Here is a 16,929-nt window from a genome sequence, read left to right as displayed (position 1 = left end):
CCGGCACTCGCTGAACCTCGGAGTCACCTCCGAGCGGCAAGCTCCGCAGTCACCACGGCCAGGTGGTGGGACGTCGCCCAGGCCCGCCACTGCGTCCCCCCGCCCGCCTTCGTCCGCCGCCGCCCGGCGCACTCGTCCAGCCGTGCGTCACCCCAGGACGTGCGCGGACCGGTGACGGGCCAGTGCGGCGAGGAGACCAGATCACGGCTCAGGGTGAAGAAGTCGTCGTTGCCGGGGAGCACCCGCGGATAAACGAAGACCTGCCAGTTGCCCTGTGCCGTGTAGCGCATGTTCGGGTCCGGTGTTCCTCGGCTCGGGGCCGGCATACGGGGATGTGTGACGCCGAAATCTCCGAAGTCCGGTGGCCGGCCGTTCCACCGCCGGGCAACGCTTTTCCACAGCTCCAGATCCATTCTGACCACGGGGGTCGCCCGGCCGCGGGGAAATCCCGTCAGGTTGGCGGGGAAGGCGCCGGATGCCACGCACACGTGTCGCCATCGCCACCGCGACAGCAGGTCGAGAGCCTCCAGGGCTCTCTCTGCCAGGCGGTCCGTTCCGGCCCGTGACCGGACGGGCCCTGCGTCGATGAGGAGGTCGACGTCCTCCGGGGCCAGGCGGAGGCTCCGCAGCGTCTCCCGTATCCGCTCCTTGTCCGGCAGCGCCTCGTCCGGTCCTGCTGCTACGCGTAGGCAAGCACCCTGCCGGTGATGGGCCCCGGCGTCAGCGGCTTCGCGCAGGGCCGACTCCGCGTCGGTGACGCGGACCACCGGACACATGTCGACGTCCCGGAGGCCGAGCGATTCACTGAGTCGCGCGAGGGGACCTCCGGCTGCGCCTTCGAGGACCTGGGTCACGGGCAGGGCGCCGCAGTCGACGGTCAGCATCACGCCGGGCGGGATCGCGTCCATCGCACGGTCGCTGAACGTCTCCAGCTGATTCCTGACGAGCTCGGGATCGGGTACGAGTTCGAGGACCGGGCGGATACGGGAGCGGACCAGCGGCGTGGTGTGCTCGAGTGCCTGAAGCTCGCCCGCCTTGGCCTTGAGTATCGGGACGTAAGCCACCGGCTCCCCCTTGCGCCCTGTGCACACGGCCAACCGCCCTGTCTGATCACCTTCCGACAGAGTGACCAGACACGCTCGACGCGGGTAGAGCGACAAATGAGCCATCAGTCCGAAAGTCCGGCATTGTTCGCAGAGCGCGGGAGCTCTCAGGCAGGGTGCCGGCTCGGAGTGCGGTCAGGGACCCCGGGCGGGCGGCGGTCCGCCCACACCGGCAGGACTCAGTAGGGCAGGCCCTCGGAGGCCGCGCGCAGAGCGACCAGGATGCAGGTGGCGATCTCGCTGCCCGCCGCCTGGGGCTCCTCCGCGTACCGGTGGGCGAAGTCCTCCGACGCCGCCCGCAGGGCTCCGTTGAGAGTGGCCGCGTGCACCCTGGTCCGCAGGTCGTCGGCGCTGCCGTCGGACCGCTCGGCGAGGAGCTGGGCGAGGACGGGGAGGGCCTCGTCGTGGGCCTGGAGCCAGACGGCGCGCAGCGCCGGGTCGGTGGTGGTCATGCGGATCAGGTCGAGGATGACCGGGGCCACGTCGGGAAGTTCACCGGCCCGCAGCGATCGCGTGATGAAGTCCAGCAGCCCCATGTCCGCCGGCCAGTGGCGCAGTTGGGCGACGGCGAAGTCGAGCCCGGCGGAGAGCAGCGGCAGGACGCAGCTCTCCTTGGTGGGGAAGTGGCGCCACAGGGTGCGCGAGGAGATGCCGACGGCGCCGGCGATCTGCTCCCCCGTGGTGCCGGTGACACCGTGTGCGGCGAACAGGCGGACGGCCTCGGCGGCGATCTCGAAGCGGAGCGCCTCTTTCCGCCGTTCGGCGAGCGACGGCTTGGCCTCCGCCCGAACCGTCCTCGCGTATGCCGCCGTTGGCGCTTCGCGCACCTTCGCCCCCTCCGGCCTCCGTCTGTTGTCGCAGCATAGCGAGCCATGCAGAAATGGCGTACGCAGACATCTTGTCTCTCACTGACACACAGACCTACGCTGCCGTAAGTGACCGGCGAGTAACAGCGCCGCCTCACTCGCTATTTGGCATGCGCGCGTCACTTTGTCAATGCACCGCACAGCACCGTCGTCGCACCAAGTCCGTTCGCCACCAACGGAATCCGCCCCGCCCGGGCCACATGCACGGCCAACCGACCGGACGGCGCCCCACCCCCCACCCGAGGAGACGCACATGCCCACTCCCAGCAGGCGCGCCCTGCTCACCGGTACGGCCGGGCTCGCAGCCGCGAGCGTTCTCCCCACGGCCGCCGCGTCGGCGGCATCCGCACCCTCCCGGGTGGCACTGGCCCGGGAGGAACACCGGACCGTCGTCATCGGCTCGGGCTTCGGCGGCGGCGTGGCCGCACTGCGGCTGGCACAGGCCGGCGTACCCGTCACCGTGCTGGAACGGGGCCGACGCTGGCCGACCGGCCCGAACGCGGAGACCTTCCCCCGCGTCTCCGGCCTCGACAAACGGGCACTCTGGTACGGAACCCTCCCCGCGGCCATCCGGCCACTCGCCCGACTCATCGGCACACCGCTGAACTTCGGCCCGTACGCGGGACTGCTGGAGCCGGTGCTCGGGGAGAACATCCTGGCCGTCTGCGCGGCCGGGGTCGGCGGTGGCTCCCTCGTCTACCAGGGCATGACGCTGCAGCCGTCCGAGGCGGTCTTCGACACCTGGCTGCCCCAGGATCTCGGCTACCGGCGCATGAGCGAGATCCACTACCCGCGCGTCGCCGCCATGCTCCGTACGGCCACGGCGCCGGACGAACTGGTCGGCTCCCGCACGTACTACGCCGCCCGGGTCTTCGCCGAGCGGGTGCGCCGGGCCGGTTACGGCCTGGAGAAGATCCCGATGCCCATCGACTGGGACTACGCCCTGGCCGAGCTGCGCGGCGAGATGAAGGCGTCCTACACGAACGGGGACTGCGCCCTCGGCGTCAACAACGGCGGCAAGCACTCGGTCGACGCGACCTACATCCGCGAGGCCGAGGCGACCGGCAGGGTGACGGTCGAGACCCACCACAACGTCACCTCCGTGGCACGGGCCGCGGACGGCCGCTGGGAGGTGCACGTCGACCGGACCGACGACACGGGCCAGGTCCTGGAGCAGAAGATCCTGACCACTCGCGCCCTGATCATGGCCGCGGGCAGCCTCAACACCAGCAAGCTCCTCGTCCGCGCGGGAGCGACCGGTGCCATCCCCGATCTGCCCGACGGAATCGGCGAGGGCTGGGGGACCAACGGCGACCGTATCTACGCCTGGACCAACCTCCAGGAGGACTTCGGGGCCGAGCAGGGCGGCCCGGTCGTCTACGGCAGCAAGGCGTGGGACGACCCCCGCACCGCGAACACCGTCATCCAGGCGTCACTTCCCCCGCTCGGCATCAACTCCCGTACGACGATGCTGGTCGGCTTCGGGGTGAGCGCCGACCGCGGCCGGTTCCGCTACGACGCCGCCACCGATTCCGTGTCACTGCACTGGCCCCTCGGCGGGGACGCCGCGAGCCACCGCGCCATCCAGCGCCGCGTCACCGGGGTCGCGAAGGGGCTCGGCGTCCTCACCGACACCAACGCGCTGGTCAACAGCACCTGGCACCCGCTGGGCGGCGCCCCGATGGGCACTGTCTGCGATCTGGAGGGACGTGTCCGGGGGCAGCGCGGTCTCTACGTCCTCGACGGCGCCCTGATCCCCGGCACCACGGGAGCCTGCAACCCCTCGATGACCATCGCCGCCGTGGCCGAACGGGCCATGGACCACATCACCGCCACCGACGTCGACACCATCATCTGAGCCACGAACGAGGAGCACACCATGAGCCGCACGAGAACCCGTTCCCGTTCCACCCGCCCGGCACCCGCCGGAACCACCGGCCGTGGCGACACGACCGGTAGGCGTCTGCTGGCGGCCGTCGTGGCCGCCGGCACCGTCTGCGCCGGCCTGTCGGCCGTACCGGCGTCCGCCGCCACGCCGGAACCCGTCGTCTCCCGCGGGGTCACCATCCCCGCCTTCTACACCCCGCCGGCCGGACTTCCGGCGCAGAACGGTGCGCTGATACGCACCGAGGCCCTGCCGCTCGGACTGAGCATCCCCGGCCTGGACGGCCGTCCGATGCCCGGCACCGCGACCCGCCTGATGTACAGGTCGACCGACTCGGCCGGTACGCCGGTCGCCGTCACCGGCGCGTACATCGAGCCCACGGCCGCCTGGAAGGGCACCGGACCGCGCCCCCTGGTCGCGCTGGCGTCGGGAACCATGGGCCAGGGCGACCAGTGCGCCCCGTCCTTCGCCCTGCAGCACCCGCTCACCCTCAGCGGCGACACGGTGTCCGTGGGGTACGAGGCACTGGCGATCTACCGCCTCCTGTCCACCGGGGCGGCCGTCGTCGTCACCGACTACGTCGGCCTCGGCACCACCGACCGCCTGCACACCTACGTCAACCGCCTCGACCAGGCACACGCCCTGCTCGACGCCGCCCGCGCCGCCCGGGCCGTACCCGGGGCATCGGTCACCGCGGCCTCCCGCACCGGCCTGTACGGGTACAGCCAGGGCGGCGGAGCCAGCGCCGCCGCCGCCGAACTCCAGCCCTCCTACGCGCCCGACGTGCCGCTCGCCGGCACCTACTCCGGCGCGCCCCCGGCCGATCTGACCTCGGTCATGAAGGGCATCGACGGCAGCGCGCTCGCCGGTGCGCTCGCCTGGTCCATCAGCGGCTTCGCCCAGGCCGACCCCGACCTGCGCGCGGTCGTCGACGCGAACATCAGCGCGGCCGGAAAGGCCGCGCTGGCGGACGCGTCGACCATGTGCGTCGGCGACGCGCTCTTCGGCTACGGCTTCACGAAGAGCAACAAGTGGACCACCAGCGGGAAGTCCATCGGCGACATCATCGCCGCCGACCCCCGGGCGAAGGCCGCCCTGGACAAGCAGCGCATCGGCACACTGAAGCCGACCGGACCCGTGAGGCTGGCCACGGGTGTCCAGGACGACATCGTTCCCCACTCCCAGGCCCGAAAGCTCGCCGTCGACTGGTGCAACAAGGGCGCGGACGTCACCTATGACGCCATCGTGCTGCCGAACCTCGGCGACAAGATCCTCACCAACCACCTCGTACCGCTCATCACCGACCAGGGAGACGCCGTCTCCTGGCTGACGGACCGCCTCTCGGGCAAGGCCGCCGCCTCCAACTGCTGGACGATGCCCCTCCAGCCCTGACCGCACCCGCGCCCACACCGATCGCGACGCAGGACAGGTACGGGAGGCTGGGCACGGCAGGTGTGCCCAGCCCATCCGTCCCTCGGCGGCGACGCGGTCGTGTTCGCATGTCCCCGGGGTGTGAGGGCGCGGTGGCCGTATGACGGAATGCGACCTCGTCGAGAGCGGGGCATCGTGGCCGAAAGCCAGTTGAGTCGGTGTCCCGGTTGGGAGAGGGTCTGTGGTCATGGAGTTCTTCTGCTATCACCGTGACCGGCCTGGATCTCTCGCCTTGCGGGAGGAGTTGGTGGAGGAGCACTGGTCCTACATGGACCGGTACGTGAAGGAGTTGATCGCCCGCGGTCCGACCTTCGCCGCTGACGGTGAGACACCGACGGGCAGCGTGCACATCGTCGATCTGCCTGATCCGGCCGCTGCCCGAGCGTTCGCTTTCGATGAGCCCAGCTACCAGGCGGGCGCGTTCCGGGACGTGCTGGTGCGTCGATGGCGCAATGTGCTGGGCCGCACCATGTGGGACTTCCCCGGAGGCCGGACCGGCGGCAACCGGTATCTGGTGCTCGGCCTCGGCGAGGGCCCTGCCGCCGACCTCTCCCTGCCGCCCGAGCGGGAGGATCTGGTGGCCTACGGGCCGTTGCTGTCCGACGACGGCGACACCTGGCTGGGTACGGCGGTACCGCTCCGGGCCTCGGACGCGGACGCGGCACGAGGCGTCCTCACTGCGGACCGCTATGCGGACATCGAGGTCCACGACTGGGAGTTCGGCGGGCGCCGCTGAGCCACGAAGGCGCCGGTTCGCTGTCGGCCGCGGAGCACACCGGCCCGGGACAGGTCACGTCCGGCAGGCCGTCTCCACCGGCCGGGAGCGGCTTCGACGGCATCGACCGCCTGCTGTTCGTCTCCGGCAGCGAGGTGGGCAAGCACGTACCCGACATCGCAACGTCATCGAAGCAGCGAGGGCACTCCCGGCGTCGGCCCCTCGACCGTGGGATACCGTTCGGACGCAGCCGCTCGGTCCGCCCGAGCCGCGTCAACGTCCGGACACGGCGTCGCTCGAGGGGTCCGAATGCTGGAGGTGCTGGGCCTGGGGCCGGCCGAAGAGGCCGTCTACAGTGCGCTTCTGGCCCGCCCGACAGCCTCTGCGCAGGAACTCGCGCGGCAGACCGGTCTGGAGGAGGCCGAGAGCACTCGTATCCTTCTCGACCTGGCGGCACGTGGCCTGGTCGCGCTCGTCACCGGGGAGGGGGGCGGGGCACCCGGCTCGCCCGCCCGCTACCGGCTCACACCTCCCTCGGTGGCCTTGGCACCGTTCCTCGTCGAACAACGCAACGCGCTGCACAGGGCCGAGGCCACCTATTCGATACTGACGGAGCAGTACCGCAGTACGGTGGCACACGCCGCGGGCGGCGTCGTGGAGGTGGTCACCGGCGTGGAGCAGGTCGCGCACCGGTTCCACCAACTGCAGCGGGGCGCCCAGCAGGAGTTGCTCGTCTTCCTCATAGGCGCGCCCATCGCCGTCCCGCGCGAGGACGCCGACGTGTCGGAGAGTTCCGCGCTGGACCGCGGCGTCGACTTCCGGGTCGTGGCTGCCAAGGACTATCTGGACGACCTCGATGTGGCGAGGGATCTGCGGTCGGCCATCGCGGCGGGCCTCGAACTCCGCGTGGTCGACTCGTTGCCGCTGAAGATGGTCGTGTCGGACCGGGACCGTGCCATGGTGCCCTTGGACGTGGCGGGCTCCGACGGCGTGCCGAGCGCCGTCGTGGTGCACCGCAGCGGGTTGTTGACGGCCCTGGTCCATCTCTTCGAGAGGGAATGGGTGCACGCCCGACCGCTGTACACGACCGCCACCGGTGTGCGCGTCGACGCGACGGCGGATCCGCAGCCGACGGAAGGCGAACTGGAAGTCCTCTCCCTGCTCCTGGCCGGAATGTCCGACCGCCGCGCCGCCTCTCAACTCGGGCTCTCCATACGCACCGTGGAGCGGCGGACGCGCCGCCTGATGGACCTCGCGGGGGCGGACTCGCGCCTGCAACTCGGATGGCACGCGGCACGCGCCGGCTGGCTCTGATTCCCCTCTGCGGGGGCCGACAAACTCTCCGCATGTGCCCACGTGACGGGTAACCGCCATGCGGCGAACCCGCCACGCGTAGCGCCCCTGCGACATCCGTGTGTCTGCCAGGCTGCGGCGTCAGCACAGCTTGTCCACGGACCGAGTGGGGAGATTCATGCGTTCCATCACGCGAATAGCCTTGGGAGCGGCGAGTGCCGCCGCCCTGGCTGTCACTGCGGTGACACCTTCCGGGGCGGCGGACACGCCGCCTGACGGCAGCTCGGGGAAGCGTCCCCTCGTCGGCAGCGAGGCCGGGCCGAAGGGCGGCGAGCAGGTCACCGTCACGCTCGTCACCGGCGACAAGGTGGCGGTGATCACGGACGCCTCGGGCCGCAGGTCGGCGGCCGTGCTGCCCCGCGAGGACGGCACACAACCGATGTTCCAGACCCGGCAGACGGGCGAGGACCTCTACGTCTACCCCGAGTCCGCCTCCGGGGCGCTCGCCGAGGGCAGGGTCGACGAGCAGTTGTTCAACGTCACCGGCCTCATCCGCCAGGGCTACGACGACGCGCACACCGACTCGCTGCCGCTCATCGCCACCTACGACGAGCATGTGGATGTCGCCGACGCCGCTCCGGCGGCCCCTCGCGGTGCCGAGCGGGGCCTGAGCCTTCCCGCGGTGGGCGGCGTCGCGCTGAAGGCGGGCAAGGACACGGCGGCCGGCTTCTGGCAGGACATCAGCAATCCGCGCTCACGCTCTGCCTCCGCGCTGAAGAAGCTGTGGCTGGACGGCAAGGTCGAGGCCACGCTGGACCGGTCCACCGCGCAGGTGCACGCGCCGGAGGCATGGGCGGCCGGCTACGACGGCAAGGGCACCAAGGTCGCCGTGCTGGACACGGGCGTGGATGCCGAGCACCCGGACCTGGTGAACCAGGTCGCCGCGACCAAGAACTTCACGGACGCCGCGGACACGGGCGACCTGGTGGGTCACGGCACCCACACCGCGTCCACGGCCGGCGGGTCAGGAGCGGCCGGCGACGGCCGCAAGAAGGGTGTCGCGCCCGGGACTTCCCTGCTCGTCGGCAAGGTGCTCAACGACGCGGGCTACGGCCTGGACTCCTGGATCATCGCGGGTATGCAGTGGGCCGTCGACCAGAAGGCCGACGTCGTCTCCATGAGCCTGGGCAACCCCACGGTGGGCGACTGCACCGACCCCGTGGCCCAAGCCACCGAACAGCTCTCGCAGAGCAAGCACACGCTGTTCGTCGTCGCCGCCGGCAACGCGGGGCCGAAGAGCGGGACCGTCTCCTCCCCCGGCTGCGTGCCGAGCGTGCTGACCGTCGGCGCCGTCGACCGCGACGACACCACCGCGCCCTTCTCCAGCCGGGGTCCCGTGGCCGTCACCCACACCCTCAAGCCTGAGATCGCAGCCCCTGGCGTCGGCATCTCGGCGGCGAGCGCGGGCGGTCGCGGCGTCTACGCCTACCGGACGATGTCCGGCACCTCCATGGCCACCCCGCACGTCGCGGGCGCCGCCGCCGTCGTCCGCCAGGCCCACCCGGACTGGACCGCGCAGCAGATCAAGGCCGCGCTGGTCTCGTCCGCCCGCACCGGTGGCAGGGTCCCCGGCGCCGACGAGACCGGCGGCGGGGTCCTCGACGTGTTCGGCGCGGTGAACCAGGAGGTGCTCTCCGCGCCGGCCGTCCAGGCGGGCAGCTACAACTGGCCGCAGGACGCCTCGGACCGCACCACCGTGAAGGTGCCGTTCACCAACACCGGCGACAGCGACGTCTCCCTGAACCTGAAGGTCAGCGGTGTGCACGGCAACGACGGCAGCGATGTCCGCTCCGGTGTGATCAGGGCGGAGAACAGCAGGATCAGGGTGCCCGCGGGGGCCACCGTCGAGGCGCCGCTCCGGATCGACCCCACCGCCCGGCTCGATGACGCCCAGTACGGTGCGGTCACCGGCCGGATCACGGCCACGGGCGGTGGAGTGCACGTCTCCGTGCCCGTCACGCTCTACGTCGAGCCGGAGACGGTCACGCTCCGGGTCAAGGTCATCGACCGCGACGGCAGGCCCGCGAGTGGCCCCTCCTCCCTGGACCTGGCCGGCCTCGACACCGACACGGGCGAGCGCCGGACCAACGCGGGAGCGGCCGAGCAGACGTACCGTGTCCGCCCGGGCAACTACGCGCTCAGCACCTTCGTGGCGTCGTACGGCGCGGACGACGCACCCGAATCGGTCAGCTACCTGGCCAAGCCGCAACTGAGGATCACCGGTGACTCCACCGTTGTCCTCGACGCCCGCAAGGCCCACCGGCTCAGCCTGTCCACCGGCCGTCCCTCGACGGTGGACAACACCACGTTCAGCTACGCCCGCACATGGGACGACACCTGGCGGCTCTCGGGATCGATGACGGCCAACGGCACCGTCGGCTCGTTCTACGCGGAGGTCGACGGACGGGCGAAGGACGGCGCCTTCGAGTTCCGGCCCACCTGGCGTGCCTCCGGCTCCGAGGACGGCTCGCCGTACGTCTACAACCTGTCGTTCCCGACCCCTGGCCCGATCGGCTCCGACCAGGTCTTCAAGCCGAAGGACTCCCGGCTGGCCCAGGTCCGGGAGACGTGGAAGGCCATGGGCAAGGAGGGCGAGTACCTCGACGCCATGTTCCTCCGGCCCTCCGGGAGCCCCGGCTCCCAGATCCCCGTCAGCCCGTACGGCGAGGTCCAGGTGCCCACCACCCGGACCGCCTACTACAGCACCGGCGAGGACTCCTGGTACCACGGCGCGATGACCAGCTTCCCGTTCGCCGCGTTCATGAGTGACCAGCCGCGCGCCTATCGGGCCGGGCAGCGGAACACCGAGGAGTGGTACGGCGGCCTCATGAGCCCCGTGGCGCCCCGGGACGACGAGGGCAAGCCGGTACTGGCCGCCGAGCGGCAGGGAGACATGATCGGCATCGAGACGGCGCTCTGGGCCGACGGATCCGACGCGCACTGGTCCTACGGCGGGTCGTTCGGCGACCTCGGCAACCTGACCCTGAAGCGCAACGGGGAGCAGATCGCACGCAGCGCCTGGCCCTACGCCGCCTTCGAGGTTCCGGACGAGGACTCCGCGTACGAACTCACCCAGCGCCTGCAGAAGATCCCGACCTCGGACAGGAACTGGCTGCGCTCCATGGCCGTCGCCACCACGTGGAGCTTCCGCTCCCACCGGGAGCCCGACGTCTACTCGCGCGGACTGCCGGTCCTCTTCCCGAGGTACGACGTGCCGGTGGACGCCATGAACACCCTCCCGGCCAGGAGCGGCATCGAGGTCGGCCTCTCGGTCGAGGGCCATGCCGGCTACACGCCGGGCGCGATCACGGCCGCCTCGCTGTCCTACTCCTACGACGACGGCGAGACCTGGACCGAGGCGCCCACCGAGCGGCGGAACGGCAGGTGGACGGCCGTCGTCGACCACACCGGCGCCGCCGGCGAACAGGTCATGACCAAGGCCACCTTCACCGACGCCAAGGGCAACGCGGTCACCCAGACCATCACCCGCGCCTACGACGTCCGGTAGCCGCTCTCACCCACGCAGTCCGGCCGGACGGCCTCCCTCGCGGGAGACCGTCCGGCCGGACTGCGTCGGAGTGTCACGCACGGGACCGCGCCCGGCGGCAGACCTCCGGAAGCACCCGAGTGGACGCACTTCGGTACGGAGACGGCCAGCCAGCCTCCCTGCGGCGTACCGGACGGATTGGATGACCGAGGACGCCCGTCCGCCGCGACGTGCGGTCTTCGCACCGCCCGGTCACACCGTCACTGGAGGATGCTCGAATGTTCCGTTCGCTGCGTGCGGCGCCGGTCCCGGCCAGAAGCGGTGCGGACGGCGACGACAGCACTTCGATCCGTACGCCACCGACACGCGCCGTCGTCCTGGTGACGGTCGCGGTGACGGTGGTGACGATCGTCCTGGGCGGGGTGACCGGAACCGCCGTGCTCCTGTTGGGTCTGCTGGTGTTCCTCCCCGCGTTCGCCGCCGCGCTGTGCACCCCACGCCAGACGGCGCTTGTCTCCGCCCTGGTCAGTGTCGTCGTCATCGTGCCCGTGGCCCTGTCCTCCGGAGAGCGGGTCGCCGACCGGGTGATCCTGGCCCTGTTCGCCCTCGGCTTCGGGGCGCTGGCCGTCTACGGCTCCTGGCTGCGCATCACGCGCGAGGGAGCGCTGGTCAGTCTGCGGTCGACCGCCGCCGCGATGCAGCGGCAGATCCTGCGTCCGCTGCCGCTGCTCACGGACGACGTACTCGTGGACGGCGTGTACGAGCCGGTGCAGCAGGACAAACTCGTCGGGGGCGACATCTACGACGTGGCGGCCACCCCGTGGGGTACCCGGGTGCTGATCGGCGACGTCCAGGGCAAGGGACTCGCCGCCATCGGCATGGCCATCGACGTGGTCGGGGCCTTCCGTGAAGCCGCGCACCGCGAACCGACGGTGACCGCGCTCGTGGACTCGCTCGAGGCGGCGGTGGTCCGCCACAACGGCTACGCGGAACAGCGCGGCGAGCCGGATCGATTCGTCACAGCCGTCGTCCTGGGGGTGGACGCCGGCTCCGAGGCCCAGCTCGTCACATGCGGCCACATCCCGCCCTTTCTGCTGCACGACGGGGCCGTCACCGCCGTGGGCGCCGGGACGGAGCACGCGCCGCTCGGCCTGGCGGACCTCGTCGCCGAACCGCGCACGGTGTCCTGGTTCCCGTTCCCCGCCGGGGCGACACTGCTGCTGTGCACCGACGGTCTCACCGAGGCCCGCTCTCCCGCTGGCGCCTTCTATCCGCTGGAGGCCCGCCTCTCCGGCCGCGTCGACATCACGGCGGGCCGGCTCACCGATTCACTCGTCGACGATGTCCACGCCTTCACCGAGGGCGCGCAGCAGGACGACCTGGCGGTACTCGCCCTGCGCCGCTCACCGCACCGGACCATCTGAACAACGGCGGCGTCGCCTCCAGGAACGGCTGCGGCCGCATGAACCGCCCGACGCCGCAAGGACACTCGGCCGGTGCGGCCTGAAAGCCACGTCATCGGCTGCGACGGCCACAACGGCCAAGCCCTCGAAGGCTGTCCGAAGGTTCGGGGGACCAGTGAGGACTTCGGCCGAGAAGGGCCAAGGTCTCCGTCAGCGGTGTCACCTGCCCGGACATCGGCCGGATCGGGGCGAAGAAGCCGTCGGGCCCACGCGTCTGCTCGCCGGTCGGCACCCGGCGCGCCACCTGCAGAGCGGACTCCCAGACGCTGCGGGGGAGTTGAACCTCCACGGCCAGGGTGCGCGCGAGGTCCCAGGCGTGCACCGCGAGGTCGAGGAAGTGGAAGGACACGGCCACCCGGCCGGGAAACGCGCGCCCCAGTTCGGGCAGCACGAACTCCTGCTGACCGCCGCCCGCTTCCGCGAACGGCACGATGGTCGCAGCCACCGACTCCGCGTAGGCGCGCGCCGGATCGGCGGCGATGTCCGGCACCCGCCAATGCGCGGGCAGCCCGCCCTCACCCCGTGCCGCCGCCGCGAAGCCATGGTTCTGCGCGGTCATGTGGCCGAGGAGAGCGAGCAGGTTCCAGCCGGCGCAGGGGGTCGGCCGATCCCAGATCCTCTCGCCGTCGCCGTCGGCGGCGACGGCCGCGCCTCGGACGAGACGTAAGGTCTCCAGCGCGGCAAGGCGGTCCAGCTCCACGAAGTTCGTCACGCGTCCTCCAGGCGTACGGGGCCCTGCGGCCAGGGAGTCGTACCGGCGAGCAGGGCGCGGGCCCGGCCCCACACGGCGTCCGGATCGAAGTCCTCGGCCTCCCAGGCGGCGGCCCGCATCGTGCCGCGCCCCCGGTGGGCCCGGACGACGGCGATGTGGTCGGGGCGGCCCACGAACGCCTCGAGCGCGGCCGCGTCGCGCCACACGCTCACCGAGCCCGAGCGCCTGCCCGCCACCTCGGCCCACAGCCACATGCCGAGCGCACCGGGCGTCCGGGACCATGTGCGGCGGAGGCGCAGGCCCGCGAGAGCGATCACACCCGCCTGCGGATGGCTCGCCGCGGTGAAGTCGGTCACGCTCACAACGACGGGGCAGAGGGCCAGCGGTACGGGGCCGGAGCGCCAGCGGGTGCGCAGCAGCCGGGAGGTGACGGGTCGAGTTGTCATGACGGCGAGCATAAAACTAAACGACCGATCGTGCTATTACTTTCGGTCTCGCGGCGAAGACAAACGGCCCCGGACGAGACTTTCAAGGTCGTGGCGCGGCGTGCTCGAGCACTTGCTCATCGCCGACCACCGACACCGCCCCCGGCCCGTTGGCTGAAGCACATGCGGGCATGTCCTTGGCATGGAGACCGAGTTCGCCTGGGAGATGCCCGGCCTTCAGGTCACGGATCACGGCACATCGGACAAGCCCATGGGTGCAGAGTTGGTGGCCACGATCGCGCGTCAGGTCGGAACCGAGCTCGCGGGGCGAGTCCGGGTGGTCCAGCTCCAGCTGATTGTGGACAACGGACTCTCACATGGCTCAACCGCCTTCTCGCTGCCTGAAACGGACCCCCTGCCCCACGTTTCGAGGCAAGTGCTCACAGAAAGCGGCGGATCGGCATGACGGCCGCTTCCCGTGCCCTTTGCATGAGATCGCGGCGCTTCCATCGGCCGTGCCTGATCAGCACGCTCTCCTCCCGGTCCTGTTCGAAGTGGCCGTCGAGAGTCGCTGTGAAGTCCTGGTCCAGGACCGCGAGCATGACTTCCTCGTCATGGTCGAGCGAGCGCCGGTTGAAGTTCGTGGAGCCCACCAGCGAGGCGATCCTGTCGACTGTGATGATCTTGGCATGCATCATCGTCGGCTGGTAGTGGTAGATCTTCACGCCGCAGGCAGTCAGGTCCTCGTAGTAGCGCTGCCCCGCCAGCTGGCAGACCCGCTTGTCGGTGTGCGGGCCGGGCAGCAGTATCTCCACCTCCACCCCGCGGCGGGCGGCGGCGCAGAGCAGCCCGGTGAAGTAGGCGTCGGGGGCGAAGTAGGCGGTGGTGAGGCGGACGCGCTCCTCGGCGGATTCGAGGACGACGCGGATCAGGGTCTGCATGTCCTGCCAGCCGAATGAGGCCGAGCCGCGCACCACCTGGACGACGGCGTCGCCGTGGTGCTCGCCGGCAACGAACCGGTCGCGTTCGTCGAAGAGTTCGTCGTGGCACTCGGCCCAGTTCTGGGCGAAGGCCGCGGCAAGGCCGTCGACCGCGGGCCCGGTGAGCTCGACATGGGTGTCGCGCCACTCGTTCTCGTTGCGGGCGTCGCCGCACCACTCCTCGGCTATCCCGACGCCGCCGGTGAACGCGGTGGACTCGTCGACGACGAGGACCTTGCGGTGGCAGCGGTGGTTCTGCTTCAGCGGCGAGAGGTAGAGCGGCTTGCGGAACCAGGCCACGTCCACCCCGGCCTCGTCCATCAGATCCAACTGGTCCTTCTCGATGAGCCGGCTGCCGAAGCCGTCCAGCATGAGCCGGACCCGCACTCCGGCACGGGCGCGCTCGGCGAGGGCCTCGGCAAACGTGTGCGCGATGTCACCACGCCAGTAGACGAACGTCATCATGTCCACGGTGTGCTCAGCGCCCCGGATCGCATCCAGCATCGCGCTGAAAATCTCGTCGCCGTTGCGCAGCGGCACGAGAGAATTCCCCTCAGTGGCCGCGATACCGATCAGCCGCTCCAGCCTGCGTCTCAGCCGCAGGGAACGCTCCTCGCAGGATTCACCGGTCTGACCATCCTGACCGTCCAGCACGGTGCGTTCGGTCGTCTCGGACATGCTTCACCTCAGTATGTGTGTCGAGTCGCGTCGGCGTTCGCCCGGCAAGAACAGGTTGCCGGGCGGGATGCAACGTATGGGCAGCCACCGCCTACCCCCTGCGTCCCCGAGAATTCCGCGGCCCGCCACCGGTCCGGACCACGGGTCACCGATCGGACGGCCGACCCCTGGACGGGCCCCACACCACAGTTCCCCCACACGATCGGACTGCGCGACAGGGTGCCGATGACCGCATCGTCGGTGAACTCGGCGCCGACCAGCGCGACGGCAGAGGGAAAGTACCGCGCACGTGCAGGGCCCGGCCGTAACGGCCGGGCCCTGCACACGGGACGGGGCGGCTCAGGTCACCATCGACACCAGCGGCGCCGTCAGCGTTCCGACCAACGCCATGGCGAGCGAGCTAGCCGGGCCCGGTCACTGCTGTTCGGCGAAACAGCAGGTCAGGCACCCTTCTCAGCAGGCTCAAGAATCGCCACGCACTCCACGTGATGCGTCATCGGGAACAGATCGAACGCCCGCAGCGTCCGCACCCGGTATCCGCCGTCCTTGAAGTACGCGATGTCCCGCGCCAGCGCCGCCGGGTCGCAGGCCACGTACGCGATGCGGCGGGCGCCCAGGGCGACCAGCTGCTTGACCGTGGCCTTGCCCGCGCCCGCGCGGGGCGGGTCCAGGGCGATCAGGTCGCACTCGGTGATGCCCGTGCGCGGCAGGACCTGGTCGACCTTGCCGTGTTCGATGCGGACCCGGTCCAGGTCCTTGAGGTTGTGCCGGGCGTCCTCGACCGCGCGCTTGCCGGACTCGATGCCCAGCACCGCGCCCTTCTCGCCGATCCGCTGGCCGATGGCACCGGCGAACAGGCCGACGCCGCAGTAGAGGTCGAGCGCCGTGTCGTTCTTGCGGGGCAGCAGCCCCTGCATGACCGCGCGGACCAGGGTGTCCGCCGCCTGCGGGTGGACCTGCCAGAAGCCGCCCGACCCGACGCGGTACGTACGGTCGTCGGCGCGCTCGCGCACGAAGGCGCGGCCGTGGACGCGGTGGACGCCGCCGTCCTTCTCGTCGACGCGCATCACGGAGACCGGCTTGTCCAGCTCGACCAGCGGGAGCCGGCCGCCCTCGCGCGGGGTCAGGATGACCTGGCGGTCGTGGGAGCCGGTGGCGGAGATGGCCTCCACCGTGGCCATCTGCGGCCAGTCCTGCTTCTCGATGCCGAGCTCGGAGACGCCCGGGGCGGCGATCAGGCACTCGTCGATGACCTCGACATCGTGCGAGCGGTGCTTGCGCAGCCCGACCCGGCCGTCCGCGTCGATGGCGTACTGGACGCGCGTGCGCCATGCCGGGACCTGGCCCGGCGGGAGCTTGTCGCCCTCGGCGGGCATGACCGTGCCGTCCCAGCCGGCCTCCTCGGGCGTGAGGCCCGCGAGGCGCTGGAGCTGCTCGGCGATCACCTCGCCCTTGAGGCGGCGCTGCGCGCCGGGCTTGGCGTGCTGCCAGTCGCAGCCGCCGCACTTGCCGGGGCCCGCGTAGGGGCAGGGTGCCTCGACACGGTCCTTGGACGCGTCGATCACCGTGACCGCGTCCGCGCGCAGGAAGCGCGAGCCGCTCTCGCCCTCGGTGACCCGGGCGACGACCTTCTCGCCGGGGAGGGTGTGGCGCACGAAGAGGACCTGGCCCTCGGACGTGCGGGCGATGCAGTGGCCGCCGTGGGCGACGGGGCCGACCTCGACCTCGTACTCCCGGCCGACGAGCGACTCCCCGCCCTGCTGCTCCCCGGTCTGCGACGAGGTGGATTCGTTCTGCATGAGGGGGTGGCTCCAGAGATCAAGGGAAACGG

12 protein-coding genes are annotated in these 16,929 nt (G+C 71.0%); 6 read left to right on the top strand and 6 right to left on the bottom strand.

What is annotated here, in order from left to right; translation table 11 throughout:
• Window positions 1-23: 23 nt before the first annotated feature.
• The gene (locus tag AMK10_RS14430) at window positions 24-1,064 is read right to left on the bottom strand and encodes a beta family protein (protein ID WP_073748181.1); all 1,041 of its coding nucleotides are present in this window, start codon (window positions 1,062-1,064) and stop codon (window positions 24-26) included.
• Window positions 1,065-1,282: 218 nt separating this feature from the next.
• Complete coding sequence (locus tag AMK10_RS14425; RefSeq protein WP_073748180.1) at window positions 1,283-1,930, bottom strand: TetR/AcrR family transcriptional regulator; 648 nt, start codon at window positions 1,928-1,930, stop codon at window positions 1,283-1,285.
• 292 nt (window positions 1,931-2,222) lie between these two features.
• Here AMK10_RS14425 and AMK10_RS14420 point away from each other — a divergent pair, with 292 nt between their 5' ends.
• From AMK10_RS14420 to AMK10_RS14395, 6 genes are all read left to right on the top strand, one after another.
• Window positions 2,223-3,827 carry a GMC oxidoreductase gene (locus tag AMK10_RS14420; RefSeq protein ID WP_073748179.1) on the top strand — a complete coding sequence of 535 codons (1,605 nt, stop codon included), beginning with the start codon at window positions 2,223-2,225 and terminating at the stop codon, window positions 3,825-3,827.
• A gap of 21 nt (window positions 3,828-3,848) precedes the next feature.
• Window positions 3,849-5,246: a lipase family protein gene (locus tag AMK10_RS14415; protein WP_073748178.1), complete on the top strand. Its 1,398-nt coding sequence runs from the start codon at window positions 3,849-3,851 to the stop codon at window positions 5,244-5,246.
• A gap of 226 nt (window positions 5,247-5,472) precedes the next feature.
• Window positions 5,473-6,021, top strand: coding sequence for a YciI family protein (locus AMK10_RS14410; RefSeq protein ID WP_073749261.1), 549 nt, complete (start codon window positions 5,473-5,475; stop codon window positions 6,019-6,021).
• A 288-nt stretch (window positions 6,022-6,309) separates the two neighbouring features.
• Entirely contained in the window at window positions 6,310-7,314 is a 1,005-nt protein-coding gene (locus tag AMK10_RS14405; protein WP_073748177.1) for a helix-turn-helix transcriptional regulator, read from the top strand.
• A 157-nt stretch (window positions 7,315-7,471) separates the two neighbouring features.
• On the top strand, window positions 7,472-10,861 hold the full coding sequence (locus AMK10_RS14400; protein ID WP_073748176.1) for a S8 family peptidase: 3,390 nt from the start codon (window positions 7,472-7,474) through the stop codon (window positions 10,859-10,861).
• A 257-nt stretch (window positions 10,862-11,118) separates the two neighbouring features.
• Window positions 11,119-12,264, top strand: coding sequence for a PP2C family serine/threonine-protein phosphatase (locus tag AMK10_RS14395; RefSeq protein ID WP_073748175.1), 1,146 nt, complete (start codon window positions 11,119-11,121; stop codon window positions 12,262-12,264).
• A gap of 91 nt (window positions 12,265-12,355) precedes the next feature.
• Here the strand turns inward: AMK10_RS14395 and AMK10_RS14390 are convergent, their stop codons facing one another.
• From AMK10_RS14390 to AMK10_RS14370, 4 genes are all read right to left on the bottom strand, one after another.
• A complete protein-coding gene (locus tag AMK10_RS14390) occupies window positions 12,356-13,015 on the bottom strand; it encodes a TIGR03086 family metal-binding protein (protein WP_073748174.1) in 660 nt (219 codons plus the stop codon).
• A complete protein-coding gene (locus AMK10_RS38005; RefSeq protein ID WP_241839537.1) occupies window positions 13,012-13,461 on the bottom strand; it encodes a hypothetical protein in 450 nt (149 codons plus the stop codon). The genes AMK10_RS14390 and AMK10_RS38005 overlap by 4 nt, the downstream gene beginning before the upstream one ends.
• Window positions 13,462-13,880: 419 nt before the next feature.
• A complete protein-coding gene (locus tag AMK10_RS14375; RefSeq protein ID WP_073748172.1) occupies window positions 13,881-15,098 on the bottom strand; it encodes a phospholipase D-like domain-containing protein in 1,218 nt (405 codons plus the stop codon).
• 440 nt (window positions 15,099-15,538) lie between these two features.
• Window positions 15,539-16,897 (bottom strand): class I SAM-dependent RNA methyltransferase, encoded by a 1,359-nt coding sequence (locus tag AMK10_RS14370; RefSeq protein WP_073748171.1) that lies wholly within the window; start codon window positions 16,895-16,897, stop codon window positions 15,539-15,541.
• Window positions 16,898-16,929 lie beyond the last annotated feature (32 nt).

The sequence above is a fragment of the Streptomyces sp. CB02058 genome, assembly GCF_001905505.1.
In the GTDB taxonomy this organism is placed as follows: domain Bacteria; phylum Actinomycetota; class Actinomycetes; order Streptomycetales; family Streptomycetaceae; genus Streptomyces.
This window is presented reverse-complemented; position numbering and strand designations above follow the sequence as displayed.

Coding starts and splice junctions, on each gene's coding strand:
- AMK10_RS14420 (WP_073748179.1), top strand. CDS start 2,223: ATGCCCACTCCCAGCAGGCGCGCCCTGCTCACCGGTACGGCCGGGCTC.
- AMK10_RS14395 (WP_073748175.1), top strand. CDS start 11,119: ATGTTCCGTTCGCTGCGTGCGGCGCCGGTCCCGGCCAGAAGCGGTGCG.
- AMK10_RS14370 (WP_073748171.1), bottom strand. CDS start 16,897: ATGCAGAACGAATCCACCTCGTCGCAGACCGGGGAGCAGCAGGGCGGG.
- AMK10_RS14410 (WP_073749261.1), top strand. CDS start 5,473: ATGGAGTTCTTCTGCTATCACCGTGACCGGCCTGGATCTCTCGCCTTG.
- AMK10_RS38005 (WP_241839537.1), bottom strand. CDS start 13,461: ATGACAACTCGACCCGTCACCTCCCGGCTGCTGCGCACCCGCTGGCGC.
- AMK10_RS14400 (WP_073748176.1), top strand. CDS start 7,472: ATGCGTTCCATCACGCGAATAGCCTTGGGAGCGGCGAGTGCCGCCGCC.
- AMK10_RS14375 (WP_073748172.1), bottom strand. CDS start 15,098: ATGTCCGAGACGACCGAACGCACCGTGCTGGACGGTCAGGATGGTCAG.
- AMK10_RS14405 (WP_073748177.1), top strand. CDS start 6,310: ATGCTGGAGGTGCTGGGCCTGGGGCCGGCCGAAGAGGCCGTCTACAGT.
- AMK10_RS14415 (WP_073748178.1), top strand. CDS start 3,849: ATGAGCCGCACGAGAACCCGTTCCCGTTCCACCCGCCCGGCACCCGCC.